At 70.8% G+C, this 26,263-nt stretch carries 20 protein-coding genes and 1 tRNA gene; 16 read left to right on the top strand and 5 right to left on the bottom strand.

The genetic code is table 11. The annotated features are described in order from the left end of the window. The first annotated feature begins 72 nt into the window (after positions 1-72). The 4 genes from VF092_13570 (at position 73) to VF092_13585 (ending at position 4,502) form a co-directional block, all read left to right on the top strand. On the top strand, positions 73-624 hold the full coding sequence (locus VF092_13570; GenBank protein ID HEX6748320.1) for a hypothetical protein: 552 nt from the start codon (positions 73-75) through the stop codon (positions 622-624). A 314-nt stretch (positions 625-938) separates the two neighbouring features. Beyond that, complete coding sequence (locus tag VF092_13575; protein HEX6748321.1) at positions 939-2,459, top strand: MBL fold metallo-hydrolase; 1,521 nt, start codon at positions 939-941, stop codon at positions 2,457-2,459. Between the two features lie 67 nt (positions 2,460-2,526). Then, the gene (locus VF092_13580; GenBank protein HEX6748322.1) at positions 2,527-3,732 is read left to right on the top strand and encodes a sensor histidine kinase; all 1,206 of its coding nucleotides are present in this window, start codon (positions 2,527-2,529) and stop codon (positions 3,730-3,732) included. Further along, the gene (locus VF092_13585) at positions 3,729-4,502 is read left to right on the top strand and encodes a LytTR family DNA-binding domain-containing protein (protein ID HEX6748323.1); all 774 of its coding nucleotides are present in this window, start codon (positions 3,729-3,731) and stop codon (positions 4,500-4,502) included. The genes VF092_13580 and VF092_13585 overlap by 4 nt, the downstream gene beginning before the upstream one ends. 244 nt (positions 4,503-4,746) lie before the next feature. Here the strand turns inward: VF092_13585 and VF092_13590 are convergent, their stop codons facing one another. After that, complete coding sequence (locus VF092_13590) at positions 4,747-7,137, bottom strand: sigma 54-interacting transcriptional regulator (protein HEX6748324.1); 2,391 nt, start codon at positions 7,135-7,137, stop codon at positions 4,747-4,749. 410 nt (positions 7,138-7,547) lie between these two features. Between VF092_13590 and VF092_13595 the strand changes: the two genes are divergently transcribed. Next, positions 7,548-7,670 carry a hypothetical protein gene (locus VF092_13595; protein ID HEX6748325.1) on the top strand — a complete coding sequence of 41 codons (123 nt, stop codon included), beginning with the start codon at positions 7,548-7,550 and terminating at the stop codon, positions 7,668-7,670. 236 nt (positions 7,671-7,906) lie between these two features. On the opposite strand, the gene VF092_13600 is transcribed toward VF092_13595, so the two are convergent. Further along, positions 7,907-7,980 (bottom strand) — tRNA-Asn (locus tag VF092_13600). A 349-nt stretch (positions 7,981-8,329) separates the two neighbouring features. Between VF092_13600 and VF092_13605 the strand changes: the two genes are divergently transcribed. Then, positions 8,330-10,753 (top strand): lytic transglycosylase domain-containing protein, encoded by a 2,424-nt coding sequence (locus VF092_13605; GenBank protein HEX6748326.1) that lies wholly within the window; start codon positions 8,330-8,332, stop codon positions 10,751-10,753. Positions 10,754-11,212: 459 nt separating this feature from the next. Next, complete coding sequence (locus VF092_13610) at positions 11,213-11,992, top strand: DUF5715 family protein (GenBank protein ID HEX6748327.1); 780 nt, start codon at positions 11,213-11,215, stop codon at positions 11,990-11,992. Positions 11,993-12,076: 84 nt separating this feature from the next. On the opposite strand, the gene VF092_13615 is transcribed toward VF092_13610, so the two are convergent. Then, positions 12,077-12,244, bottom strand: a complete 168-nt coding sequence (locus VF092_13615) for a hypothetical protein (protein HEX6748328.1) — start codon at positions 12,242-12,244, stop codon at positions 12,077-12,079. A gap of 218 nt (positions 12,245-12,462) precedes the next feature. Here VF092_13615 and VF092_13620 point away from each other — a divergent pair, with 218 nt between their 5' ends. Both VF092_13620 and VF092_13625 read left to right on the top strand, forming a co-directional pair. Beyond that, positions 12,463-13,125 carry a hypothetical protein gene (locus tag VF092_13620; GenBank protein ID HEX6748329.1) on the top strand — a complete coding sequence of 221 codons (663 nt, stop codon included), beginning with the start codon at positions 12,463-12,465 and terminating at the stop codon, positions 13,123-13,125. A gap of 261 nt (positions 13,126-13,386) precedes the next feature. Further along, positions 13,387-14,313, top strand: coding sequence for a TIGR01777 family oxidoreductase (locus VF092_13625; GenBank protein ID HEX6748330.1), 927 nt, complete (start codon positions 13,387-13,389; stop codon positions 14,311-14,313). A 63-nt stretch (positions 14,314-14,376) separates the two neighbouring features. On the opposite strand, the gene VF092_13630 is transcribed toward VF092_13625, so the two are convergent. Continuing rightward, the gene (locus VF092_13630) at positions 14,377-15,432 is read right to left on the bottom strand and encodes a hypothetical protein (GenBank protein HEX6748331.1); all 1,056 of its coding nucleotides are present in this window, start codon (positions 15,430-15,432) and stop codon (positions 14,377-14,379) included. Between the two features lie 686 nt (positions 15,433-16,118). Between VF092_13630 and VF092_13635 the strand changes: the two genes are divergently transcribed. Together VF092_13635 and VF092_13640 are read left to right on the top strand one after the other, a co-directional pair. Continuing rightward, positions 16,119-17,810: an AarF/ABC1/UbiB kinase family protein gene (locus VF092_13635; GenBank protein HEX6748332.1), complete on the top strand. Its 1,692-nt coding sequence runs from the start codon at positions 16,119-16,121 to the stop codon at positions 17,808-17,810. 234 nt (positions 17,811-18,044) lie between these two features. After that, positions 18,045-18,893 (top strand): hypothetical protein, encoded by an 849-nt coding sequence (locus VF092_13640; GenBank protein ID HEX6748333.1) that lies wholly within the window; start codon positions 18,045-18,047, stop codon positions 18,891-18,893. 279 nt (positions 18,894-19,172) lie between these two features. Here VF092_13640 and VF092_13645 read toward each other — a convergent pair whose 3' ends face one another. Continuing rightward, complete coding sequence (locus VF092_13645) at positions 19,173-20,759, bottom strand: Ppx/GppA phosphatase family protein (GenBank protein ID HEX6748334.1); 1,587 nt, start codon at positions 20,757-20,759, stop codon at positions 19,173-19,175. Between the two features lie 315 nt (positions 20,760-21,074). Between VF092_13645 and VF092_13650 the strand changes: the two genes are divergently transcribed. The 5 genes from VF092_13650 to VF092_13670 all read left to right on the top strand — a co-directional run bounded on the left by VF092_13650 (position 21,075) and on the right by VF092_13670 (position 26,245). Further along, on the top strand, positions 21,075-21,380 hold the full coding sequence (locus VF092_13650) for a hypothetical protein (GenBank protein ID HEX6748335.1): 306 nt from the start codon (positions 21,075-21,077) through the stop codon (positions 21,378-21,380). A gap of 437 nt (positions 21,381-21,817) precedes the next feature. Then, on the top strand, positions 21,818-22,414 hold the full coding sequence (locus tag VF092_13655) for a (2Fe-2S)-binding protein (protein HEX6748336.1): 597 nt from the start codon (positions 21,818-21,820) through the stop codon (positions 22,412-22,414). 119 nt (positions 22,415-22,533) lie between these two features. Further along, positions 22,534-23,001 (top strand): endonuclease domain-containing protein, encoded by a 468-nt coding sequence (locus VF092_13660; GenBank protein ID HEX6748337.1) that lies wholly within the window; start codon positions 22,534-22,536, stop codon positions 22,999-23,001. After that, positions 22,998-25,484 carry a xanthine dehydrogenase family protein molybdopterin-binding subunit gene (locus VF092_13665; protein ID HEX6748338.1) on the top strand — a complete coding sequence of 829 codons (2,487 nt, stop codon included), beginning with the start codon at positions 22,998-23,000 and terminating at the stop codon, positions 25,482-25,484. The genes VF092_13660 and VF092_13665 overlap by 4 nt, the downstream gene beginning before the upstream one ends. A 116-nt stretch (positions 25,485-25,600) precedes the next feature. Then, positions 25,601-26,245 carry a Uma2 family endonuclease gene (locus VF092_13670; GenBank protein HEX6748339.1) on the top strand — a complete coding sequence of 215 codons (645 nt, stop codon included), beginning with the start codon at positions 25,601-25,603 and terminating at the stop codon, positions 26,243-26,245. Positions 26,246-26,263: the final 18 nt, after the last annotated feature.

Here is a 26,263-nt window from a genome sequence, read left to right on the forward strand (position 1 = left end):
GTGGCCGGCGCGACGCCGCCGGGCCGCGTCAGCTCGAACGCGGGGCGGGGCCGCTCCGTACACCGCAACACCGTGACCTCGATCAGGGATCCCGTCGTCCGGATCACGGTGGACGAGGCACTGCCTCAGGTCGGCATCCTCAACTTCCCTCTGCGTAACGTGGCGCAGGTGGAGCGCTACGTGTACGCGCGTGCCGCACCCGGCGGGAGAATTCAGCGGCTCTTCATCGTGCAGTTCGAGGGGGTGCTGCCAGGGATCAGGGGCGGGTACGACGCCGCGGTCGCAAACCCCACCCGCATCGGCAGACACGATTACCAGACGGGGATCGGCGTGTTCAACTTCGCCGAGTCGATCGCCCGGAACCCCGGCGCGGAGGCGGAGCACACCTGCGCCTTCCTGGTGAAGAACGAGTTCGATCCCGGGGGTGACTTCCTTCTGGCCCGCTACGTCCGGGTCACGGACCCCGAACGAAGGACGGAGATCATCTTCTTCTACATGGAGAACCTCCGGGACCTGGGCCTGAGCCGCGCCGAGGTAGAGCGCGCCCCCGTGTCGCACCCGGCCCTCGCGGGGTTCCGGAGGCGGGCGCTGCGGAGCTTCCAGGTCGCGGACCTGGGCGGATAGCGCGCCGCCGAACCCGCCCTCCGGTCTGCCCGATAGGTCCTGGAGGCCCACGTCCGTCACCTCTCCCGCCGCCGCGCTTCGCGTTGCTGTTGCGACGCGGTGCGCGTGCCTCGGAGCCGGACAACGCGCCGCCGCCAGCGCGGGCGAGCGGGTGCCCGCACGGCACGGCCGATACACCTGCCGGCCCCGGCCCGGTCACGCTCGTCCCCATGCACTGGTGCGGCCCCCCACCGAAACCGACTCTCGAAAGGGTCGCGCGTCCAGCACCGGCTCGGACGCGAGTTCGTGAACCTGTGGCACTTCCAGGGAGGCAGATGTACACATCTACTCGAGCCGCGGCGTCTGCCCTGCTCCTTGCGGCGGTGTCGCTCCTGGCGCCCCCGCGCGCGGCGGCCCAGGCGGCACCGGCCGGCGAGATCGCCGAGCACGTACGCGCGCTGGCCACCGTTTCGGCGGCGATCGATGCAATGGGAGGGCGGAGCGAGCTTCAGCGGATCACCGCCATCGAGCGGCGGATGGTCGGCGCGAGGTCGGACCCCGGGCAGGCGGGGGAGCTGGGGGTTCCCGACCGCACGCCCGTCGCCCAGGTGAGCGCCCGCACGGCCGGCCCTGCCCGCTCGGCGGAATACCTCGACCTGCGGGTGCGTGGCGGGCTGCGCCTGGAGCTCCGCACGGTGACCGATGGCCGCGATGCGTTCACGCTCATCTACCCGAACCGCACGGTCAACCAGATCCCGGGCGCGCGGGCGCAGCCGATCCTGCAGTCGGCGCTGCGCCGCCACCCCGAGTCGCTGCTGACGGCCGTGGCGAACCGGCCGTTCAGCACGCGGTGGGTCGCGCGCCGGCCGTGCGGGGGACAGATTTCCGACGTGGTGAGCTATGCCGACGCGGACGGGGCATTCATGTACCTCTGCTTCGACCCGGCCACGCACCTTCTCTCGTCGGTCGCCCGCGTGGGCGACGACCCGGTCCGGGGCGACGTCATGGTCGAGGCGCGGTACCTGGATTATCGCCAGTTCGGCGCGGTGCGGCTGCCGACCCGCTACGTGGACGTGCTGGGAAGCGACACGGTCAGCGACATGCGCGTGGAGATCCGGCTGAACGATCAGGTGCCCGACACGCTGTTCACCCGGCCCGCCGGGTTCGCGGACGCGCCGCCGGCCCCCGCGCAGCCCACGCTGCAGCCGCTCGGCGGCGGCGCCTACGCGGTGCTCGGCGGCTACAACTCCGCGTTCGTGGTGCTGGACAGCTTCGTGGTGGTGCTCGAGGCGCCGCTCAGCTCGGGCAGCTCCGACGCGGTGCTCGGGTTCATCCGCCAGGCGGCCCCGGGAAAACCCGTGCGCTACGTGGTGGCCACGCACTTCCACTACGACCACCTGGGCGGGATCCGGCCGTTCGTCGCCGAGGGCGCCACCATCCTGACCACGCCCACGGCCGCCTCGGTCATCCGGCGCCTCGTACGGCAGCCGCACCTCCTCCGCCCCGACGCGCTCTCGCGGGCGCCGCGCGAGCCGGTGATCGAGGAGGTCACCCGTGCGCGCACCCTCGGCCAGGGGGAGCAGCGCGTCGAGATCGAGCCGCTGGGCCGGATGCCGCACGTGGACGAGATCCTGGTGGTGTACGTGCCGCAGGCGAAGCTACTCTTCGAGGGCGACCTCTTCGACGCCTACGCCGTCGACCAGCTCCCCGGCACGGACGACTCGGTTCGGCTGGTGGAGTGGATCGCGGCGCACCGACTGGCCGTGGACCACCTCCTGCCGGTGCACGGGGTGATGTCGGACCTGGCCGGCCTGCGCCGCTCGGTGGACCGGCGCTCCGAGACCGCCCAACGGTGACGGCCGCCGCGGAGCCCGTGCATTTAAGCGACGCCCAGAACAGGTTGCCGGACATGAGCACCGCCACGTGAGCTCCGACGCACTGCCACCCGCGGGTGCAGAAGCCGCGGCCGTCCCTTCGAGGCACCGGCGCGCGTGGCCGTGGGTGGCGGGCTGGTGCGCGGTGACCTTCATCTTCGTGGCCCAGAACATCGTGGGCGCCGTCGGCCGGCGGCGCCCGATCGACTGGGAATGGCACGTATACCACGAAATCCTCTATTGGGCGGTATGGTGGGCGCTGCTGCCGGCGATCTTCCGGGTGGCCCGGGTGCACAGGCTCGGAACCGGCCGGGCGAAGGCGTGGATCGCCCATGTCGCCGCTGCCCTGGCGGTCGCGGCGGCGCAGCCCGTGGGCACGCTCCTGCTGCAGGGCGTTCTTCTCGACCTGCTGGGGTTCCCGGTGCCCGGGGGGCTGTGGCGGTGGATGCGGTCGAACACCCTGCTGATCGTGCTGCTCGGGCTGACCGCGTTGTGGAAATACTGGGTGATCGTGGGGCTGTGGTACGGCTTCGATTTCTACCGCAAATACCTGCAGTCGGAGCGGCGGGCCGCCGAGCAGGGCGTGCGCGCGGCACAGCTGGAGACGACCCTGGCCAACGCGCGGCTCGACGCCCTGCAGATGCAGCTGCACCCGCACTTCCTGTTCAACACGCTGAACGCGGTGGCCGTCCTCATCCGCGACCACCCTCGGTCGGCGCGGCGGATGGTGGTCCGTCTCAGCGAGCTGCTCAGGCTCACCCTGGAACGCTCGGGGGTGCAGGAGGTGCCGCTCCGCCGCGAGCTGGAGTTCATCGAGCGCTATGCCGACATCCTGCGGATCCGCTTCGAAGACCGCTTCCGCCTCGACACCGAGATCGATCCCGAGCTCCTCGACGTGCTGGTGCCCAGCCTGGTGCTCCAGCCCCTGGTGGAGAACGCCTTCGAGCATGGCGTCGGCGCGCGGGCCGCTGGCGGATCGGTGCTGGTGCGCGCGGCGCGGGAGGGAGACCGCGTGATCCTCGAGGTGATCGACGACGGCCCCGGGATGAGCGTTCCCGACCGCGGTGCCCGGGACGGCACGGCCAGCGCGCCGCGGCCGTACGCGCGCACCGGGATCGGGCTCGCGAACACCCGGGCGAGGGTCGAGCAGCTGTACGGCGCGCGGCACCGCTTCGAGACGTACCAGCCGCCGGGCGGCGGTTTCGCCGTCCGGATCGATCTGCCCCGCCGAATTCAGCCGGTGGAGGGAGGATGACGGAGCTTCCCCGCGTGCTGATCGTCGACGACGAGCGCCTGGCCCGCCTCGGCGTGCGGCAGCTGCTCGAGGAGCACGACGTCGAGGTGGTGGGAGAGTGCGACGGCGGCGAAGCGGCGATCGCCGCGATCCGGCGGCTGGCACCCGACCTGGTGTTCCTGGACGTGCAGATGCCGGAAGTAGACGGGTTCGCCGTAGTGGAACGCGTGGGCCTGGAGAAGATGCCGGCGGTGGTGTTCGTCACCGCCTTCGACGCGTACGCCGTCCGCGCGTTCGACGTGCACGCGGTGGACTACGTGCTCAAGCCGATCGACGAGGAGCGGTTCCACGAGTCGGTGGCACGGGCGCTCGCGCGGCTGCGCCAGGCTTCGCTGGAGCGGATCGACCAGCGGGTCGCGGCCCTCGCCAGTGCGGTTCCGTCGGCCCTGGAAGCGGGCGGGCAGCGCATCGTGGTGAAGGAGGGCGGGCGGATCTCCTTCGTGCGCCATGACGAGATCGACTGGGCCGAGGCCGACGGGAACTACGTGCGGCTCCACGTCGGCGCGAAATCGCACCTTGTCCGCGGCACCATGGACCGGACCGCCGAGGTCCTGGGACCCGGCTTCATCCGCATCGGCCGTTCGGCGGTCGTCGCGATCGGGGCCATCCGCCACCTGGAGCCGTATGGCCGTGGAACCTACTCGTTGTTGCTGCGGAGCGGAGAGAAGCTGGTAACGAGCCGGCTCTACCGCGGAAACCTGGAGAGGCTCCTCCGTGGAAGCCTCGGCTGATCCCCCTCACGGCCACCTGGGCGGTGCGGGACTCGCCGGCCGGCGGTGCGGGTCGCGTGATGCGCAGCGATCGATCACGGATCAGGCGCGAGACCGCGCCCGGAACTCCCGGCTGCTGAAGATGTGGCGAAGTCTCGGGACGACGCCGAGGGAGGCCGGAGCATGCGTGGAATCCTACCGTCCACGTCACCCCGCGGCGGGACAAGCAGGGGAGAGAAACGGCGGCCGCGAAGAGCGTGGCAGCTCATCCGCGTGGCCGGAACCGGAGCTTGTCGATGTGCAGCGCCTTGATCTTCGAGTCGAGCGTCTGGCGGGGGATTCCCAGCCTGCCCGCGGCGCCGGACGGGCCGGAGATCCGTCCCCCGCTCTGGGCCAGCGCGGCCTCGATCAGCTCCCTCTCACGCTCCACGAGGGTGGACGGCAGGCGCACGGCAGGTACCGGGGGCGCGTCCGGCGCCCGCTTCAGCCACGACTCGTCGATCACGAAGGTGTCGCCGTCGCACAGGATCACGGCGCGCTCGATCACGTTGCGCAGCTCGCGGATGTTGCCGGGCCAGTCGTAGCCCTGGAATAGCTCCATCGTGCCCTTCGCGATGTGGCGGATGCGCTTGCCGGCCCTGCGGGCGAAGCGCTCGACCAGGTAGCCCGCGAGCACGGGGATGTCGTCCAGCCGCTCCCGCAGTGGAGGGATGCGGATGGGGAAGACGTTCAACCGGTAGTAGAGGTCGCGCCGGAACGCGCCACTGGCCACCGCCGCCTCCAGGTCGCGGTTGGTGGCGGCCAGCACCCGCACGTCCACGCTGATGGGGCGGCTGCTGCCGACGCGCTCCAGCTCGCGCTCCTGGAGAACGCGGAGCAGCGCGACCTGCGTCTCGGGCGGCAGCTCGCCGACCTCGTCCAGGAATATGGTGCCGCCGTCGGCCGCCTCGAAGCGCCCGATCCGCCGCTGCAGCGCGCCGGTGAACGCGCCCTTCTCGTGGCCGAACAGCTCCGAGGCGATGAGCGAGGGCGGGATGGCGGCGCAGCTCACGCGGATGAAGGCCCGGCCCGCGCGCCGTGACTGCCGGTGGATGGCGCGCGCCACCAGCTCCTTCCCGGTGCCGGTCTCGCCGCTGATCAGCACGGTGGAATCCACAGGCGCCACCTTCGCCACCTGCGCCAGCACCTGCCGGAGCGCCGCCGACGAGCCGACGATCTCCTCCACCATCGAGACGCGGTCGATGTCCTCGCGCAGGGCCAGGTTCTCGTTCCGCATCCGCTCCTCGGCGCGCTTGCGGTCGTCGATGTCCGTCCCCGTGGCATACCAGTGGACCAGGCGCCCGCGGTCGTCGTGGAAGGGACGGAAACGAAGGAGGAACCAGCGGTACTCCCCGTCCCGACGCCGCAGGCGCTGCTCGCTCTCGAATGGCACCCCGCGCAGCAGCGCTTCCCGGCGCTCGTCCCACCACCGGGCCACGTCTTCGGGATGGAAGAGCCGGGCGAAGAAGTCGGGAGCCAGCACCTCGTCCATCGTCAGCCCCGTATAGTCGAGCAGGGATCGGTTCGCGTAGACGAAGCTTCCGTCCGGACTCAGCACGTGGATGGTCTGCGCGATCGCGTCGGTGATCCGCCGCAGCTCCTGCTCGTCCTGCCGAAGACGAATCTCGGCCCGCTTCAAGTCCTCGATGTCGGTGTTGGTCCCGTACCACTCGACCACGTTGCCGTGTTCGTCGCGCACCGGCTCGACCCGCACCATGAACCAGCGGTATTCGCCGTCGTGGCGCCGCAGCCGCACCTCGAACTCGGCGGGGCGGCCCGCGGGAACGATCTCGTTCTGCCAGCGCGCCTGCGAGACAGGGCCGTCGTCGGGGTGCATGATGGCGCGGGCGACGTCGAGCGCGGCGCCGGCGCGGTACGCTTCGTCGCGCGGGATCCCCGTGTACTCGTGCCAGCGCTGGTTGAGGTAGTCCACCGCGCCGTCCGCGCCCACCCGCCACACCTGGGTGGGGATGGCATCGATGGTAGCGCGCATCCGGACCTCCGACGCGCAGATCTTCAGGACCGCCTGCTCGAGGGCCCGGCGCGAGCGCTCGCCCTCGATCGCGATGACGGCGATGTGTGCCGCGTCCTCGATCAGCTGGAGCTGGCGGGCATCCGGACTCCGCGGCGCGCCGTAGTACATCGCGAAAGTGCCGCGCACCTCCCCGTCCTTCGACAGGAGCGGCTCGGACCACGACGCCCGGAGTCCAAAACCGATCGCCACCTCGCGCGCCTGCTCGGCGGACGCACCCGCCCACAGGGGGTCGGTGGCGATGTCCGCGACGACCACCCGCTCCCGGCGGAACGCCGCGGTCCCGCAGGAGCCCATCGCCGGGCCGACCAGCACCGGGCTGATGACCCGGGTCCAGCCGTCGGGCACGCGCGGCCCCGCCGCCGGCCACAGCCGCCGGCCGTCGGGATCCATCAGCAGCACGGTCGAGATGACGCCGGGGTCCTGCGCGTCGATCGCGGCGCACAGGTTCGCGAGGATCTCCGCGAGCTCCGCCCCGCCGGCGATCATCTCCAGGGTTCGCTTGGCGGCCGTCAGCAGCGTGACGGGAGGGTCGCCCGGCGTGGGATCGCGGTCCGGCTTCGGCCCGGCTCGGGCCCGGCGCACACCACCTGGAGCCTCTCCCTGCCGGGTCCGGTCGCGCCGGAGCCTGGAGGGAGGTTCGGAAGCGCTCATCCCGTCTCCCGTTCGTTCCCGCTGCCGAATCCATCCGCCCTGGGCGCGAATCGGGGACGCTGCTCCGTCATCCCGCCGGGCGCGGCCGGCCGGACCGGGACTGCTCCGCAGCCTCCATCCGATCGCATTGAGAACGAGGCAAGTGTGTATGAAGTCAAATAGGGGCAGAACACGCTGGAAGGCAAATCAAACATCCGAGTGTGTAACGAGCTCGTCACAACCCAACCCTTTCACCGGGGGGTCGAGTCCTTACACGATCGATACAGCAGCGGGCGGCGCCACGGCATGTGGGATGCCGACGGTCCGGCAGGGTGGCGGTAGCTGACAACCAGGAGCCTGGCGTGAAGAAGAAGCTGAAGGAGCGGCCGCGGAAGCTGGTGGTGAAGCATGGGCCCGAGGTGGCCATGACGCTGGTCGCGGGCTTCATGAGCGGCGTGGCCGCCTCCCGTGGCGCGAGGCGGTAAGGCGACAGGGCTTGAACTTACGACCCCCTGACTAACCACGCTGCCGCGCGACAATTTGATGGAGCTGAGAGGGGTGAATACTGGTGAGAGCTGATCAGTCGGCCCCCTGATAACCTCGCAGGGGGCGGTACCTAGCATTTCACATACCCCGACATATCCCAAAATCCTGTTTTTGGACAGTAAAGACGCAATGGCCCTGCAACGCAAATCGTTGCAGGGCCATCGCTTTAGCCAAGCGCCCGCGGTAGGATTCGAACCTACGACCCCCTGATTAACAGTCAGGTGCTCTAACCGACTGAGCTACACGGGCAAACAAATGCGCTCCGTCTCCGGAGCGGCCTGAAGATATCCTATCCCTCCTCCCCTGTCAACCCGTCCCGCCGCCGCCCCTCGCGTCCGTATCTCCCGCCCGTTGCGCACCTTACGCGCGCCGTCCCGATCCGCGCACCGGCCGTCGCGGCATGCTGCACGGACCGCCGCGGAACGCCCGCTCTGCCCGCAGCCGGGGAACATCGGCGCGGGCGGAGGGTTTGACGGAGCAATCCCATCCATCGCAGCGCTCCGCGCAACCCGTTACCATGCAACGGGTTCGGAACGGATCGTGCCTGTGCCCGGGCGGCGCGGCGCACGACCGCGCACCACGCAGCACCGCAGGACCGATGAAGCGTTCCCCCAACCTCGTCCATCTGGCCGCCGCCGCCGGGGTGCTCGCCGGGCTGCTCATGGGCGGCCCGTCCGCCGCCGTGCGCGACTTGCCGCGGGTGACGGAGCTGGAGCCGAAGGCGGAGCTCGACCCCTTCCGCACCGTCAGGCACGCGGGGATGCTCATCGCCGCGCGGACGGCGCAGGCGCGGCTGGACGAGGGGCGGCCGTGGGCGGCATGGAACGCCATCCGCGACTTCGCGGGCGACGACACCGGCGATCTCCCGCCCTCGGTGGCGCTGGTGGCGGCGCGCGCGGCGGCGGGGTGGGACGGCTGGAGCCACGTCCGCCGGCTGCTGGACGGCCGCTCCTGGCTGGCGGAGGAGGGCGACGGCGCCGGGCTGATGCTGCTGGGCCGCGCGGAGGAAGCGGAGCGCGACTGGAACGCCGCCGCGCGCGCGTACAGCGGCTACGCGCGCGTGGCCGCCGGCTCGGACCGTGGCGCCACGTACGCGCGCCTGGGCCGCGTCCTGCGCGCGGGAGACCACGACCGCGCGGCGGCGGACGCGTTCGCGAAAGCGGCCGGCGACCTCCCCGAGGTGGCGGACTGGATGTCCGCGCTCCGCGCCGACGCGCTGGCCGACGCGGGCGATGCCTCCGCCGCGTCCGCGGCGACGGGCGGATCCCCCGCCGCCCGGGCGTGGGCGGCGCGCGCGGAGGCCCGGTACCGCGCCGCGCACGGGGACGAGGCCGGCGCGGCGGCGCGGCTGGGGCGAGAAGCCGCGGCGCTGGCGGACGACGACCCGTCGCTCGCGGCGGAGCTGCAGGTGCAGCGGACGCGGCTCCTCGCCGCGGACGGGCGCGCGTCCGAAGCGCGGGGCGAGCTGCGAAGCGCCACGGCCAGCGCGCGCGTGGCGCCGGGAACGCGCGCGGCGGCGGCCAGTCTCCTGGGCGACCTGTCCGTCGAGCTCTCGGCCGACGAGCAGCTGGCGCGCGCGGCGGCGTACGAGGCGGCGGAGAAGCCCGGGCTGGCCGCGAAGGCGCTGCGCGTCGCTCTTGCCCGCGGCGCGCGGGACGACGGGGCGGCGCGGCTGCACGTTGCCCGGCTGATGTTCGACGCGGCGGACTACGAGCCGGCGCGCGAGTGGGCGCTGAAGGCCGCGGAGGCGCTGGACGGCGAGGGCGCCGCGGAGGCGGAGCTCGTGGCCGCGCGCTCGCTGGTGCGGCTGGGGAAGGAGGACGACGGCATCGCCGCGCTGCGGAGATTGACCGATCGCCGCGCGGGGACGGCGGCCGCGGGGAGCGCCTGGTTCCTGCTGGGCGACGCGGCGGCGGACCGCGACGCGGCGATCGCCGACTACCGCCGCGCCGCCGCGTCTTCATCCCCCTACGCCCGCGAGGCGATGTTCCGCGTGGGCGACCGCTGCCGCAAGGCGGGCGACGACGTCTGCGCCGCCAGGGCGTGGGAGGACCATGCCGCGCGCTGGCCGCGGGGGGAGAAGACGGCCGAGGCCGCGTACCTGGCCGGCGTGCTGCACGAGCGCGCGGGGCGATCGGACCGCGCCCGCGCCCTGTACGCCGCCGCCATCGCCGCCGATCCCGTGGCCTACTATGCCATCCGCGCGGCCGACCGGCTGGGCGCGGACCCGCTGGCGGACGCCGTCGCCCGCCCCGCGGCGTGGACGGTGTCGGTGGGCGACGACGGCGAGGCGGCGGGGGTGCTGCGGCGCCTGGCCGCGCTGGAGGAGGCGGGCGCGGACGAGGCGTGGAAGGCGGAGCTCGAGGCGCAGACGCGGCGGCTGTCGTCGAGGCCGTACGCGCTCCTCGTCCTCGCTGAGGGATTGCGGGACGGGCGGCACACGGTGGAGGCCATCCGCATCGGCCGGCGGCTGCTGGACGCGCGCGGCGGCGCGTGGGACGAGCGGCTGCTGCGCGTGGTCTTCCCCTTCCCCTACCGCGAGATCCTGGCGGACGAGGCGGAGCGGGCGAAGATCGACCCCTGGCTCCTGGCCGGGCTGGTGCGGCAGGAGTCGTCGTTCGACCGGCAGGCGCGGTCGTGGGTGGGTGCGACGGGGCTGTCGCAGATCATGCCCTCGACGGGGAAGTGGCTGGCCCCCGGCGCGGGGGTGCGCAGCTTCGCCACGGAGCTGCTGGCGGTGCCGGAGATCAACCTGCGCATGGGCGCGCGCTATCTCCGCGACCAGATGAAGCGCTACCACGGCGCGCGGGACCTGGCGCTGGCCGCGTACAACGCCGGCCCGGGGCGCGCGGACCGCTGGAAGAGCGACCTGGGCTATGGCCGCGACGTCGACGCCTTCCGCGAGAAGATCCCCTTCGCCGAGACGCGCGAGTACGTGAAGGTGGTGATCCGCAACGCCGAGGTGTACCGCCGCCTGTACGGCCCGCGCCGCTCGCCGGGACTCGCGGCGGGTGGGGAGTAGGCGGAGTTCGCCGGGGCTCGTCGTTGGGAGGGAAGGGGCGAATAAATTCGCGGCAACAACGACACGAAGTCCGCCTTCGCGGACTGCCGGCGGCGGCGCCGACGATGCATCGGCGCGCGAGACGGAATTCTGTCATTCCGAGAGCGCTGCGCCGCACCTTCTTCGGCTCCAGATCATTGCCCGCGAGGAATGACATGCTTCGGGGATGCCCGCTCCGAGCACCGTCGACTCGGCCGAACCGGTGGGTGTAGTCCCCGAAGGGGGACTTCGTGTGGTTGTTGCAGCGAATTCATTCGCCCCCTTCGCCCGGCGACCCCATCTCATCACCCCGCAACATCTTCCGAAACTTCGGGCGGGCGGGCGGGGTAATGATCGTTGACCGTGGCGGATGGGCGACGTAGCCTAATCTCCATCCGCTTCGGCGCCTTTCCGCTCGACGTCCGAATCGCCTTTCCAACGATGCGAATCGACCGGACCCTGGGGTCGCTGGCCCTGCTGGCCTCGCTCGGCGTGCTGGCCGGGGGCGCGGACGCGCAGACGCTGCGCGGCTCGCGCTCCAGCGTGGAGCGCATGTACGGCCAGGCCCAGCGCCAGGACCTGACCTTCTACCGCTCCGGCCGCGGCGTGCGCAACGCCGCCGCCGAGGGCGACCTGGTGCGCCTGCGCGGCAACGAGAACTACCGCGTGGCCGACGCCTCGTTTCCCTACGCGCTGCCCACCACGCGCACCTTCGTGCAGCGGCTGGCCGCGCAGTACCGCGGCTTCTGCGGCGAGAAGCTGGTGATCACCAGCGCCACGCGGCCGCGCTCGGTGCGGCTGCGCAACTCCGTGGCCGAGTCGGTGCACCCGGCGGGGATGGCGGTGGACCTGCGCAAGCCGACGCGCGGGCGGTGCCTGCGCTGGCTGCGGCAGGCGCTGCTCGGCGTGGAAGGCGAGGGGGTGATCGAGGCCACCGAGGAGCACCGGCCGCCGCACTTCCACGTGGCCGTGTTCCCGCGCCAGTACCGCCGCTACGTCGACGCGCGCTCGGGTGGCGGATCGAGCCGGAGCGCGTCGTCGGGATCGCGGCGCTCGGGAGGGAGTTCGTCCTCGCGCGCGACCTACAAGGTGCGGCAGGGCGATTCGCTGTGGACGATCGCGCGGCGGCACAACACGACGGTGGCGCGCATCAGGGAAGCGAACGGGATGAGCTCGTCGCGCCTGTCCATCGGCCAGCGGATTGTCATCCCCTCGCGCTGAGACCGGCCTCTCCCGAGGACGAACGAGCCGCCGCCCCGGAACAGCCGGGGCGGCGGCTTCTTCATCTCCATCATCTCCCGCGACTTACGGCATCGGCGTCTGCGCGGGATTGTCCACGTGCTGGGCGACCGGTGCGGCCGGGGCGCGCGGCGAGGCGACGTCCGTCGGCGACCTGCCGCACCCGGCCACGAGCAGCGCCGCGGCGAGGGCGGCGCCGAACGCCACGAGCGCGGCTCTGGAGTGGATTTTCATCTTCCCTCCTGCGAGGAGAGTCGCGGTGGGAACTGCGGGGTGACCGCACGCTAGCCGCCGCGGCGCGCGTCATCAAGGACGACGTGCGGGGGCCGCGCGGGACCGTTCATCTAACATCTTGCAGATCAAGGAGATAGGATAAGATTGCTGGCATCTTGTTTGCTCCACTCCCGCACCCACTCCGGAGACCGTGAGCGAACGACAAGGAGCGAGCGACCATGAACGGACTGATGCGCGGGCTCAAGGGCGTGGTGCTGCTGGGCGCGGGCGTGGCCATCACCGGGTGCAGCAACCTGGGCACGCTGGGGAACGTGCTGGGCGGCGTGCTGGGGCCGGCCACGGGTTCGGGAAGCACCGGCCAGGTGGCGGGAACGGTGCGCTACGTCGACACGCAGCGCCAGATCCTGCAGATCACCACGCAGAACGGGCAGACGGGCAACGTCTACTTCGACAACCGCACGCAGGTGGTCTACCAGCAGCAGAACTACAACGTGACCGCGCTGGAGCAGGGCGACCAGGTGCAGCTCCGCCTGCAGCAGGACAACCAGGGCAACTACTACACCGACTACATCCTGGTCACCCGCAGCGTGCAGGACGCCAACGGCGGCTACAACAACACCGGCGGCTACAACAACGGCACGAACAACGGGGGATACAGCAACAGCGGCTACACGCAGGCCGAGGGACGCGTGACCTGGGTGGACCTGCAGCGCGGCCAGTTCGGGCTGAGCACCAACCGCGGCAACCTGACCGTGCTGATGCCCTACAACTCGAACTCCACCGACGCGGGGCGCTTCCGCAACCTGCGCCAGAACGACTACGTGCGCGTGGAGGGCCAGCTGGTGAACAACAGCACCCTCCAGCTCCAGCGCTTCTACTGATCCGCTGATCGCGAACGCAGTTCGGGCGGCTTCCCCACACGGGGAGGCCGCCCGATGTTCTTGAACAGAAAAGTCTCACGCAGAGGCCGCAGAGGTCGCGGAGAACTCAGCGCCGAGGTTGGTTCTCTGCGTCCTCTGCGGCCTCTGCGTGAGACTCGTTGTTGACGAGCCGGTCGCTGCTGGAGAACCGCCTGTCGCCCCGCCGCCCCGGCCGGTAAGATAATCTTCTTTCCGTCCGAACAGTGTTCAACCGGAGGTGAGATGGACGCTGCATCGACCGCTCCGCCGCAGCCGTTGCGCGTGGCCGTCGCCGGCGCCTCGGGGCTGATCGGGTCGGCGCTCGTCCGGCGGCTGGAGAGGGACGGGCACACGGTGCTGCGCCTGGTCCGCCGCGACCCCAGGGGAGCGGGCGAGGCGCGCTGGGACCCCGCGTCCGGCTCGGTGGACGCCGGTGCGCTGGCCGGCGTGGACGCGGTGGTGAACGTGGCGGGCGAGAACGTGGGCGAGCGCTGGACCGGCGAGCGCCGCCGCATCCGCGCCAGCCGCGTGGAGGGGACGCGGCTCCTCGCCGAGGCGATGGCCGGGCTGCAGCCGAAGCCGCGCGTGCTGGTGAACGCCTCGGCCGTCGGCATCTACGGCGAGCGCGGCGACGAGCGGGTGGACGAGATGAGCCCCGGCGGCGAGGGCTTCCTGGCCGAGGTCGTGCGCGAGTGGGAAGCGGCCACGGCGCCCGCGTCCGGCGCGGGGATCCGCGTGGTGCTGCCGCGCATGGGCGTGGTGTTGAGCGCCCGTGGCGGCGCGCTGGCCAAGATGCTGACGCCGTTCCGCCTGGGCGCGGGCGGCACGATGGGAAGCGGGCGCCAGTGGATGAGCTGGGTGTCGCTCGACGACGCGGTGGACGTGATGTACCTGTCGCTGGTCGACGAGCGCCTCACCGGTCCCGTCAACGTCGTCGCCGGCGCGGTGACGAACGAGCAGTTCACGCGCACGCTGGCCAGGGTGCTGAACCGCCCGGCATTCGTCCCCGTGCCGGCGTTCGCGCTGAAGCTGGCGTTCGGCGACATGGCGAAGGAGACGATCCTGATCTCCCAGCGAGTGGAGCACCGCAAGCTCACCCAGCTCGGCTACAGCTTCGCCCACCCCGAGCTCGAAGGCGCCCTCCGCGCGGCGTTGAAGGAGAAAAACTGATTGGCTCACACGGAGGAAACGGAGGGAACGGAGGGAGATCGGCGTCGCACCGTCATCCCTCTGTTACCTCCGTTCCCTCCGTGTGATTCTTTCTTTATAGATCCCAACGCGGTGGCGGAGGGCGGCGGCAAGATGGCGAGGCTCGTCCACCAGCAGGCCGATGCGGGTGATGCCGCGCTTGCGGCCGCCGTACAGCCCGCGCGCCTCCACCGGGCCGTTCAGCTCGATCATCAGCCGCGGTGGGGCGAAGATGGCCGCGTGGAGATACCCGGCCGCGCGGCGGCTCGCCGGCGCCGCGCGCACCTCCGCGACGGCGGCGATGCGCTCGAAGGGGACGTGCGCCTCGTGCAGCATCCCGATGCGCACCCGCAGCCCGTCCGGCGCGACGACGGTCGGGCGGAGGACGATGGAGCGGCCGAGCCCCACGAGCCACATCACCGAGTACACGCTCAGCCCCGTCAGCGCCCACGCCGCGTGCGGGCTCCACTGGCCCACCAGCAGGTGCACCCCCGCCGCCTCCACCACGCAGGCGAACGCGAGCGCGCCGATCACCCCCGTCGTCCCGCTCTTCCGGTGCTGTGAGAACGCGACGTCGGCGTCACCCACCGCCGGCTTCGCGCGCCAGGAGAGGAGCGCGTACCAGCACAGGGCGACCTCCGCCGCGACGGCATCCGCGATGCGCGGGTAGCGCACGATCTCGCCGACGGCGGCGCGGACGGCGGCCAGCACGTCGCCGCGCAGGTGCGTGCCGGAGCGGAGCAGGCGCCACGCGCGGACGGCGCCCCATCCCAGCAGCCACACCTCCGCGGGCGCGGTCAGCAGCCGCGCGTAGCCCAGGTACTGCTGGTCCGCCGCGGGAAGCACCAGCAGCCCCGCGTACCCGCTCGCGATCACCACGGGGATGACGGTGAACCAGCGCATCCCGCGCGGGCGCACGACCAGCAGCCAGAAGAAGAAGGGGACGGTGATGAGGAGATCGAAGGAAATCGCGGCGGCGCCCAGCTGCGGGTTCCGCGAGAAGAGCGGCGACGCGGCGACGGTCAGCGCCGTCGCATAGACGCCCAGGGCGATCAGTCCGAAGCCGGCCAGCGGGAGCGCCGCGGCGCGACGAGTGCTCATGGGTGCGCTCTCGGGTTCGGTGAACGTCGATCGAGCGATGGAGCGGCCATCCGCGCCGCCGCCCGCAATCTGCCGCTCCCCCACCCCGCGAACATCCGAAAGACCCTGACGCACGCGGGGAAATCCCCCACAACCGCCGATTCTCCGGGCGCGAGATGACCCGCAGTCTCCCCGACAGCGTGGGATGATGCGGCGACGACGCATCCCCGCCGCGCCGCGGGCCGCAATGGATGTGCATTCCGATCGGATGTCATTCCGAGCGGCGCCGCTGCTCCGAACCTTCGATCGCGCCGATGCGGGGCGGCGCCCGAGGAATCTGTGGCGTGCGTCCGAGCGACAGGCGGTCTGTGGCCCGGGAGCCGGCCACAGATTCCTCAGGCGCCACGGCTTCGGCATGGAGGACAGGGCGGCGTAGCGCCTTCGGAATGACATGCCTATTCCTTCCGCCAATGCACAATTGATCCGGAGATTCGGTATAAGTACTGAACTGAGTTGCAGTTGCAGTTCACCTCTCCTGCTGTCGGGAGAGGTCGAAAATCTGGAAGGGCGAAGACGGGGGTTTGTCTTCGCCCTTCCAGATTTTCGGGTGAGGGCCTCGGAGGCGGGCTCGCGCACGATACCTGCGTTTTCGCCGCGCGATTGCCGGAATTTCCTTGCTCCGACACCCACGCGGGGGACACGCAGACATGGGCATCTCGCTGAAGCCCGAGCACGTGAAGCGCTATCGCGACATCGCGAAGCTGATGCTGAAGTACGGGCGCAGCGACCTGGTGCAGACCGCCGGGCTGGAAGACGCGCTGCTGCAGGAAGACGCCGCCGCGGCCGGCCAGCCCGCGCCCGGCGCGCCCGAGGCGTCGGAGCTGGCCGACGACCTGGAGAAGCTGGGCCCCACCTTCATCAAGCTGGGCCAGCTCCTTTCCACCCGCCCCGACCTCCTCCCGCAGCCCTACATCGACGCGCTCGCCCGGCTGCAGGACGACGTGGCCCCCTTCTCCGCCGAGGAGGCGGGAACGATCGTGGCCGAGGAGCTGGGCGTGCGCGTCAGCAAGGCGTTCGCCGACTTCGAGGCCGAGCCGATGGCCGCGGCGTCGCTCGGGCAGGTGCACCGCGCGCACCTCCGCGACGGCCGCCCCGTGGCGGTCAAGGTCCAGCGTCCCGGCATCCGCCAGCAGATCGCGGAGGACCTCGACGCGCTCGACGAGATCGCCCAGTGGATGGACCGGCACACGAAGACGGGGCGCCAGTACGAGTTCGGCCGCACGCTGCAGGAGTTCCGCAAGACGCTGGTGGCCGAGCTCGACTACCGCCGCGAAGCCGCCAACCTCTCCACCCTGGGCGAAAACCTGGCCGAGTTCCCGCGCATCGTCGTTCCCTCGCCCGTCGACGACTACACCACGTCGCGGGTGCTGACGATGGAGTTCGTGCGGGGGAAGAAGATCACCTCCCTTTCCCCGCTGGCGCATCTGGAGATCGACGGGGCGGCGCTGGCCGAGGAGCTGTTCCGGGCGTACCTCAAGCAGATCCTGATCGACGGCTTCTTCCACGCCGATCCCCATCCGGGCAACGTCTTCCTGACCGACGACGGCCGCATCGCCCTGCTGGACCTGGGGATGGTGGGGCGGATCAGCCCCGAGCTGCAGGAGCAGCTGGTCAAGCTGGTCCTCGCCATCAGCGAGGGGCACGGCCCCGAGGCGGCGCAGATCACCATCGACCTGGGCGAGAAGAAGCCGGACTTCGACCGCGGCTCCTTCGAGCGCACCACCAGCGACCTGGTGAACGCGTTCCAGGGCTCCACCGCGAAGGACGTGCAGGTGGGCCGCATCATGCTCGAGGTGTTCCGCTCCGCCGCCGAGAACGGCATCCGCCTCCCTGCGGAGATGGCCATGCTGGGGCGCGCGCTGCTGGCGCTGGACCAGGTGGGCCGCACGCTCGACCCGGAGTTCGACCCCAACGCCTCCATCCGCCGCAACGTCAGCAGCCTGATGCAGCGGCGGATGCTCAAGTCGCTCAGCCCGCAGCGGGTGTTCGCCAACCTGCTGGAGATGAACGAGCTGGCGCAGAAGCTCCCCGGCCACCTCAACCGCGCGCTCGACTCCGTGGCCGACGGCCGCGTGAACGTGCGCGTGCGCGTGGCCGAGGAGGTGTGGATGATGGAGGGGATGCAGAAGATCGCCAACCGCCTGACCACCGGCCTGATCGTGGCCGCGCTGATCCTGGGCGCGGCGCTGATGATGCGCGTGCAGACGCGCTTCACCATCTGGGGCTATCCCGGGCTGGCGATGCTCTTCTTCCTGGCCGCCGCGCTGCTCGGGCTCTGGCTGATCTTCTCCATCGTCCGCGCCGACGTGCACCGTCCGGCGAAGCCTCCGGCGCCGTAGACGCGGGCGCGGCCCCCGCCTTGCCCATCTCCCCCCGTGCCGGAGAGACGTCCCGCGCCTCTCCGGCCCGCGCTGCATCCCTCCGTGGACGGCGCGGGCGGGCTGGCTCCCTCTGGCAGAATGTCGTTGCGGCGCATAAGCTTTCCCCAGCGGTCACCGCATCTTCCGACCCCTCCCGCCGCAGCCTCGGCCCGGCCACACCGATCCCCGTCTTCCTTACCCACAGGAGATCCAATGCACCGCACCGTCATCTTCTCCGCCCTCGCACTGTCCCTCGTGGGGGTCACCGCCCCGGCCCGCGCGCAGGACCAGTGGGAGCAGCAGGTGACCCGCCTCCTCGACGAGGCCTCGCGCATCGCCCGCAACAACGGGCTCAGCCGCACGCACCAGCCCTACATCGGCTCGCTGCGCGAGGGCCGCAACACCAGCCACACCCTCCAGCTCAACGGCGGCACGCGCTACCAGATCATCGGCGTGTGCGACAACGACTGCAGCGACTTCGACCTGCGCCTGTTCGACCCGCGCGGCAACATGGTCGAGGAGGACGTGCTCACCGACGACACGCCGGTGCTGAGCATCACCCCGCGCGTGAGCGGCACGTACACGGTGCGCGCGATCATGACCACGTGCAGCGACGAGCCCTGCCGCTACGGCATCGGCGTGTACGGCTCGCGCGGCGGCGCCGTCTCGTCGAACAACAACAGCGGCGGCGGCGACCAGTGGGAGGCGCAGGTGACCCGCCTGCTGGGCGAGGCCGCGCGCATCGCCACGCAGAACGGGCTGCGGCGCACGCACCAGCCCTACATCGGCTCGCTGCGCGAGGGCGCCAACGCCAGCCACACCATCCAGCTCAACGGCGGCACGCGCTACCAGATCATCGGCGTGTGCGACAACGACTGCAGCGACTTCGACCTGCGGCTGTTCGACCCCAGCGGGCGGATGGTGTCGGAGGACGTGCTGACCGACGACACCCCCGTGGTGAGCGTGACGCCGCGCCGGACCGGCACCTACACCGTCCGCGCGATCATGACCACCTGCAGCGACGAGCCCTGCCGCTACGGCATCGGCGTCTACGGCCGGTAAACCGATCCGATAGATCGCACCGCGGCCCACGGAGATGCCTCTCCGTGGGCCGTTCTCTTGCCCTCACCCGCGAATCTGTCATTCCGAGCGGCGCCGCCGCACCGTCCCCTCGTGCACGCCGATGTCATGCGGCGCCCGAAGAATCTGTGATCTGCGTCCGAGCGACAGGCGGGCTGTGGCTCGGGAGCCGGCCACAGATTCCTCAGGCGCCACGGCCTCGGCATGGAGGACAGGGCGGCGCAGCGCCTTCGGAATGACAGTCCGGGGTCCGACGCGTGATCACGCCTCCACGCCGCCCGTCATCTCGATCTCCAGCCCGAACGTCTCCTCGAACAGGCCGCCCTTCCGGCGCAGGGCCCAGCGCTCCAGCAGCAGGTCGCCCTCGCCGTCCACCTCCAGCAGCAGCCGGTTGCCGCGGACCTTCGCCGCCACCGCGCGCACGGCCTGGATGTGCTCGCGGTCCAGCGCGTCCGCGATGCGCAGCAGCGACGCCAGCTTCACGACGAGATTACGGTCGTCCTCCTCCAGCGCGGTGAACGCCACGTGGTGCTCCGCGGGCACTCCCTTGCGGTGATACCGCGCCACGTTGGCCACGATGTCCGTCTCGCGCGGCGTGAACTCGGGGATCTCGCTGTTGCCGATCAGGTAGAGCGAGTGCTTGTGGTGCTTCTTGTAGCCCACGAACGCGCCGATGTCGTGCAGCACCGCCGCCGCCAGCAGCATCCGCCGGTCCGCCGCGTCCATCCCGTGCACGCGCTGCAGCTGGTCGAACAGCGACGCCGCCAGCCGCGAGACGTGCAGCGCGTGCGCCTCGTTGAAGAGATATCTCCGCCCCAGCGCCACGCATCCGGCTACCGCCTGCCGGTCCTTGCGGTCCTCGTGCGCCTGGTGGCTGGCCAGGTCGTCGGCCAGGTCGAGCAGCACGCCGTCCTTCAAGCCGACGGCGGGAACGAGCACCTCCGCCGCGTCCACCAGCGACGCCACCCGCTCGTAGATCATCGCCGCGGGGAGGATCACGTCCGCGCGGTCCTCGCGCAGGCCCAGCACGTCCACGCGCTGGCGGTACGACAGCCGCGACAGCAGCTCGATCACCCCGCGCAGCGACTGCAGCGGCACCGCGGCCACCTTCCCCCGCGCCACGTCCGCGCCGGCCAGCTTCGCCAGCGCCTCGGCGTTGCCGCCGGTGGCCACCATCCCGCGCGGGTTCCAGTGCGCCGCGATGGTGGGGATCTGCAGCGTGGCCGCGTACTCGCGCAGCAGCCGCTGGAAGCGCCCCGGCTCGTCGCCCGCCGTCGACAGCTCCTCCAGCAGCCGCACCGAGCCCATCACGTGGCTCTCGCTCCACAGGATGCCGCTGGCGTCCACCAGCGACACCTCCACGCTGCCGCCGCCCACGTCCACCGTGATCCACTTCTCCTCGCCCATCCCCACCCGGTTCGCCACGGCGAGGTAGACGAGGCGCGCTTCCTCCTGCCCGGTGATGGTCTCCAGCTCGATCCCCGCGTCGCGGCGCACGCGCTCCACCAGCTCGCGGCCGTTACGGCTCTCGCGCGTCGCGCTGGTCGCCACCGCGCGGTAGTCCTCGATCCCCAGCGCCTCCATCCGCGCGCGGAACCGCGCGATCGCCTCGGCCGCCGCGTCGATCGCCTCCGGCGTCAGCTTCCCCGTGAGGAACACGTCATGGCCCAAGCGCACGGGCACGCGCTCCTCCTCCAGCACGCGGTACTCGCCCGGCGCGCTGAACTCCGCCGCCAGGAAGCGGATGGCGTTCGAGCCCACGTCCACCGCCGCCACGCGCAGCGGGAATGGAGATTCCTCCGTGTCGGCCTTCTTCCGTCGCCTGCCGGGGAGCTGGAGCTGCGGCATCAGCCTCATCCACACCGTCTTGATTCGCTCTGGTGAATGCATCTCCGGGCAGCATCTAACCGCCACCCTCGCCGCGGTCAAGCAGCGCGCCACGGGAGATACACGATCGGCGCAATCCGCCCCGGCAGAAGCGTGCCGCCATCTCCAGATCGGGGTGATGCGGATCACGTCGCGGGCGATGTCGTCCGCGCGCTTCGACTCGCATCATCGCCGGCGAGAATCTCTCAACCGATTCGATCGGGGGGTTGGGCGAGGATCAACCCGGCGTGCGCCTGGGCGATCATCCTGCCTTCAATAACGACGATAGTTAAGCCGATGCTTAACTATCCGCCCCACCTCGGCAGCACCATCGTGCACCACCCGCTCGCCGTCTTCGTGGGACGACAGGACGACCACCTTCCTACCGAATCTCCGGTTCACTGTGCATTGGAGAAGGAAGATGTCATTCCGAAGGCGCTGCACCGACCTGTCCTCCATGCCAAAGCCGTGGCGCCTGAGGAATCTGTGGCCGGCTTCCGAGCCACAGGCCGCCTGTCGCTCGGACGCATGCCACAGATTCCTCGGGCGCCGCCCGGCATCCGCGCGATTGAAGATTCGGAGCAGCGGCGCCGCTCGGAATGACATCCGGCCGGAATGCACAATCAATTGCGGCAGCCCGTAAATTCCTCAGGAATCCGCGGATACCAGCCCCACGCCGAGCCTTCCGGCCACGCACCGCAGCATCGTTGCACACCACCTGATCGCCGTCTTTTGGCGATGCCAGCCCCCGCACCCTGATACGTGCGCGGCGATGACCCGGTCGGCGGGCCGGACGATCATCGTGCCGCGACAATCCGCGGATACCAACCCCGTGCCGAGCCTTCCGGCCACGCTCCGGCAGCATCGTTGCAGACCATCCGATCGACGTCTTTTGGGGGATGCGTGAAGTTCGAACGAGCGTTGGGTTCGCGGTTGACCGGGGAATGGGCGGGCGGTAATGTTCAGATTCGTCAAACCCGCGCGGAACGCCAACTTCCGGCCATCGACGGCCCGGCGCGGAGCACCCTGAGACGGGACGGATGAAGGAGCTCATCACCCTCCGCGTGAACGGCGATACGCACCAGGCGGCGGTGCCCACGCACTGGACGCTGCTCGAGGCGCTGCGCTACAGCATCGGCCTCACCGGCAGCAAGCAGGGGTGCGACAAGGGCGACTGCGGTGCCTGCACCGTGTGGGTCGACGGCGTGCCCACCCTCTCCTGCATCACCCCCGTCTACGAGGCGGTGGGGCACGAGGTGCGCACCGTGGAGGGGCTGGCCGGCTTCCGTACCCGTCCCGGTGTGCCGCACCCGCTGCAGGACGCGTTCGACCTCTGCGGCGCCGCGCAGTGCGGCTTCTGCACCCCCGGCATCCTGATGAGCGCCGCCGCCCTGCTCGAGGAGAACGTGACGCCCACGCGCGACGACATCCGCGAGGCCCTCAGCGGCAACCTCTGCCGCTGCACCGGCTACACCAAGATCCTCGACGCCGTCGAGATGGCCGCCGCCACCCTCCGCGGCGACCGCCCCGCGAGCGACGACGACCCGCACGGGCCGGCGGTGCTGCTTCCGGGGGACGAGGCGCTCGAGCGGATGGCGGATGATGCGGCTGGCGCGGAGAAGGAGGTGGTGCTGTGAGCGGGATACCTGCTGAGGGCCGCCTGCCGTCCCCCCCACCCCCGGCCCCTCCCCCACGAGGGGGGAGGGATGGGGGAGGGGAGACCTCAGCGCATTCCGAGACGCCTGCGCGCTGGGACGTGCCCGACGCGCTCCGCGTCCGCATGCGCGACGTCGCGCGCGAGCACCGGAAGCATCCCACCTCCAGCGAGTCGCTCCTCTGGGAGTGCCTGCGCGGAACGAAGCTCGACGGGCGCAAATTCCGCCGACAGCAGCCGATCGGCCCGTTCATCGTGGACTTCTACTGCCCCGAGGAACGGCTCGTCGTGGAAGTCGATGGCAAGATCCACGAGCGCCAGCAGCGCGAGGATGCGGATCGCCAGGAAGCGCTGGAGTCGCTCGGCCTCCGCTTCGTCCGCGTAACGCATGAAGAGGTCATCCTCGACCTCCAATCAGCCCTCGCGAAGATCCGTGCGGCCTTCGCGGTAAGTACTCCCCTCCCCCATCCCTCCCCCCTCGTGGGGGAGGGGCCGGGGGTGGGGGGGATCCGCGCCGCGGCCGCACCGGGGCTCGTCCCGCGCGCTGATGCCGAGGAGGTGTCGAGATGACCGACTGGAAGCGCGCATCCGAGCCCCCCGCCGAGGGCGGCGGGTCGCAAACGCCGCTGGTGAACGCGGTCGAGCACCCCGACACCGGCTCCGTCCCCCTGCACCCGCGCGACGACGGCTACAACGCCGAGCTCACCGTCATCGGCCGACGCATGCGCAAGACCGACGGGCTGGCCAAGTCCACCGGCCGCGCGCGCTACACCGACGACATTACCCTCCCCGGGATGCTGCACGGCAAGATCCTCCGCTCGCCGCATCCCCACGCGAAGATCCTCTCCATCGACACCTCCGCGGCCGAGGCGCTCCCCGGCGTCTTTGCCGTCGTCACCGGCGCGGAGATGCCCACGCCGTACGGCATCATCGTCTGGACACCCGACGAGCAGGCGCTGGCGACGGAGAAGGTGCGCTACATCGGCGACGCCGTGGCCGCCGTGGCCGCCGTCGACGAGGAGACGGCGAACCGCGCGCTCGACCTCGTCCGCGTCGAGTACGAGCTCCTCCCCGCCATCCTCGACCCCGAGCAGGCGCTCACCCCCGAGGCCGCCGCCACGCCCATCCACGAGCCGAAGAAGGAGGGGCACAACGGCAACATCTCCAAGATCGTCAAGCTCGAGTTCGGCGATCTCGATGCCGGCTTCCGCCGGGCCGACGCGGTGATCGAGGGGGAGTATTTCTTCGAGGGCACCACGCACACGCCCATCGAGCCGCACTGCGCCATCGGGATGTGGGAAGAGGGCGGCGCGGGCGTGGGACGGCTCACCGTCTGGTCGTCCACCCAGGTGCCGCACTACCTGCACCGCGAGCTGGCCAAGGTGCTGGAGCTGGACCCCGCGCGCGTCCGCGTCATCCAGCCGCCCGTCGGCGGGGGGTTCGGGGGGAAGAGCGAGCCGTTCGACCTGGAGTTCTGCGTCGCGAAACTGGCGATGAAGACCGGGCGCCCGGTGAAGATCCTCTACACCCGCGAGGAAGTCTTCTACGCCCACCGCGGCCGCCATCCCTTCAAGATGAAGTACCGCGTCGGGGCGACGGCCGACGGGAAGCTCACCGCCGTCGACGCGAAGACGTTGCTGGACGGCGGCGCGTACTCGTCGTTCGGGCTGGTGACCACGTACTACTCGGGGCAGCTGCTCACGGCGCCCTACGAGATGCCGGCGTACCGCTTCCACTCCACGCGCGTCTTCACCAACAAGCCGGCGTGCGGGCCCAAGCGCGGCCACGGCAGCGTGCAGCCCCGCTTCGCCTTCGAGGTGTCGCTCGACAAGCTGGCCGAGCGGCTGGGGATCGACCCCATCGAGCTGCGCCGGCGCAACTTCATGGGCGGCTACCGGCGCACCGTCAACGAGCTGCGGGTGACCTCCAACGGCTTCCTGCAGTGCCTGGACTCCGTCGAGCGCGCCAGCGGGTGGAAGGCGAAGTTCCGGAAGATGGGGTACGGCCGCGGGCTCGGCGTGGCCGGCTCGTGCTACATCTCGGGGACGAACTATCCCATCTACCCCAACGCCATGCCGCAGTCCGCCGTGCAGATCCAGGTGGACCGGTCGGGACGGGTGACGGTGTTCAGCGGCGCGTCGGACATCGGCCAGGGATCCGACTCCGTCCCCGCCTACATCGTCTGCGAGGAGCTGGGCGTCCCGCTCGACTACGTGCGGGTGGTCGCAAGCGACACGGATCTGACGCCGGTGGACCTAGGCGCCTACTCGTCGCGCGTGACCTTCATGATGGGCAACGCCTGCATCGACGCCGCGCGGAAGATCCGCAGGCAGGTGCAGGAGGCCGTCGCCGAGGAGTGGGGCGTCTCCCCCTCGCGCGTCCTTCTCGCCGGCGGGCGGGCGATGGACGGGCAGGACACGGGGCGGCAGATCCCCATCCGCGAGGCGTTCAACCTGGCCGAGGCCAGGTTCGGGACGCTGGGAAGCGTGGGATTCTACAACACTCCCAAGGACGTGCACGGCGACTACCGCGGGGGGACGATCGGCGCGTCGCCCGCGTACTCGTTCACCGCGCACGTGGCCGAGGTGGAGGTGGACCCCGACACCGGGTTCGTGGAGGTGAAGACGATCTGGGTGGCGCACGACTGCGGCCGCGCGCTCAACCCCGCCATCGTCGAGGGGCAGATGGAGGGCTCGGCGTACATGGGCTTCGCCGAGGCGCTGATGGAGCAGCACATCGTGAAGGACGCGGACCACGGCCGCGCGGGGCTGCACGACGCGCCGTCGCTGCTGGACTACCGCATCCCCACCTCGCTGGACACGCCGGAGCTGCGCTCGCTGATCGTGGAGTCCATCGACCCCGAGGGCCCGTACGGCGCCAAGGAGGCCGGCGAGGGCCCGCTGCACCCCTCCATCCCCGCCATCGCCAACGCCATCTACGACGCCGTGGGCGTGCGCCTGGACGCGCTCCCCTTCTCCCCCCCGCGCGTGTGGCGGGCCCTGCAGGAGAAGGCCGCCGCCCAGCGCGAGCCCGAGCGCTTTGCCGCCGACTGACCGCGCGAAAGAGGCCACAGCAATCTATCGCGCAGTCTGGACGATCATGTTAGCTTCCAGAGTGAACGACGCTCTGGACGGCAAACGTTTACGCGGCAACTGGGCAAACGGCTCTCATGGCGAAGGCGATCTCGGGCTACGCCGCGTACCGCTTCCTCGTCCGGGTGAAGCGAGGGCGATGGGTTCCCGAACCCGGCGAGCTGTACATCCTGGACCTCGGCCGTAAGGCCACGGTCCGCGATCTCCGCTGGGTGAAGGGCCAGGCCGAGATCGTGGACGACAAGCTCGTGGTGATGGCGCCGTCGGGGTGGAGAAATGCCCGTGCGCGCGGAGCACTTCTCTCCTCCCTGATGGACTACGAGGACTGCCACAAAGGCGATGGCGTGGCTGTTACGTCAACCGTGGCTTTCCTGATCGACGCGCCCCACCGCCGTTCGATCTGCGCGGACGTCTCGTGGTACACCGGGCCGCGCTCTGGCCCCGATTTCCCACCGGTCGCGCCCGTGTTTGCCGCCGAGGTCCGCGACTACGCGAACTACGGCAATGAAGCGGAGGAGCACTTCGCCATCAAGCTGGGCGACTACTTCGCCGCGGGGACGAAGGTCGTTTGGGACGTTGACGTGCTGCGCGAGGAGCTGATCCGCGTATACCGCGCGGACGATCCGGAGAATCCCACCATCTACCGCCGCGACGGTGTCGCGGAGGCGGAGCCCGCCGTGCCCGGATGGCGCTTCCCCGTAAACGAATTGTGGGACGATTGAGATCGTCGCGTTAGATTG

The organism is Longimicrobium sp. (assembly GCA_036377595.1).
Taxonomy (GTDB): domain Bacteria; phylum Gemmatimonadota; class Gemmatimonadetes; order Longimicrobiales; family Longimicrobiaceae; genus Longimicrobium.

Coding starts and splice junctions, on each gene's coding strand:
- VF092_13670 (HEX6748339.1), top strand. CDS start 25,601: ATGGCGAAGGCGATCTCGGGCTACGCCGCGTACCGCTTCCTCGTCCGG.
- VF092_13625 (HEX6748330.1), top strand. CDS start 13,387: ATGGACGCTGCATCGACCGCTCCGCCGCAGCCGTTGCGCGTGGCCGTC.
- VF092_13645 (HEX6748334.1), bottom strand. CDS start 20,759: ATGCCGCAGCTCCAGCTCCCCGGCAGGCGACGGAAGAAGGCCGACACG.
- VF092_13655 (HEX6748336.1), top strand. CDS start 21,818: ATGAAGGAGCTCATCACCCTCCGCGTGAACGGCGATACGCACCAGGCG.
- VF092_13650 (HEX6748335.1), top strand. CDS start 21,075: ATGCTTAACTATCCGCCCCACCTCGGCAGCACCATCGTGCACCACCCG.
- VF092_13585 (HEX6748323.1), top strand. CDS start 3,729: ATGACGGAGCTTCCCCGCGTGCTGATCGTCGACGACGAGCGCCTGGCC.
- VF092_13575 (HEX6748321.1), top strand. CDS start 939: ATGTACACATCTACTCGAGCCGCGGCGTCTGCCCTGCTCCTTGCGGCG.
- VF092_13630 (HEX6748331.1), bottom strand. CDS start 15,432: ATGAGCACTCGTCGCGCCGCGGCGCTCCCGCTGGCCGGCTTCGGACTG.
- VF092_13635 (HEX6748332.1), top strand. CDS start 16,119: ATGGGCATCTCGCTGAAGCCCGAGCACGTGAAGCGCTATCGCGACATC.
- VF092_13620 (HEX6748329.1), top strand. CDS start 12,463: ATGAACGGACTGATGCGCGGGCTCAAGGGCGTGGTGCTGCTGGGCGCG.
- VF092_13610 (HEX6748327.1), top strand. CDS start 11,213: ATGCGAATCGACCGGACCCTGGGGTCGCTGGCCCTGCTGGCCTCGCTC.
- VF092_13665 (HEX6748338.1), top strand. CDS start 22,998: ATGACCGACTGGAAGCGCGCATCCGAGCCCCCCGCCGAGGGCGGCGGG.
- VF092_13615 (HEX6748328.1), bottom strand. CDS start 12,244: ATGAAAATCCACTCCAGAGCCGCGCTCGTGGCGTTCGGCGCCGCCCTC.
- VF092_13640 (HEX6748333.1), top strand. CDS start 18,045: ATGCACCGCACCGTCATCTTCTCCGCCCTCGCACTGTCCCTCGTGGGG.
- VF092_13605 (HEX6748326.1), top strand. CDS start 8,330: ATGAAGCGTTCCCCCAACCTCGTCCATCTGGCCGCCGCCGCCGGGGTG.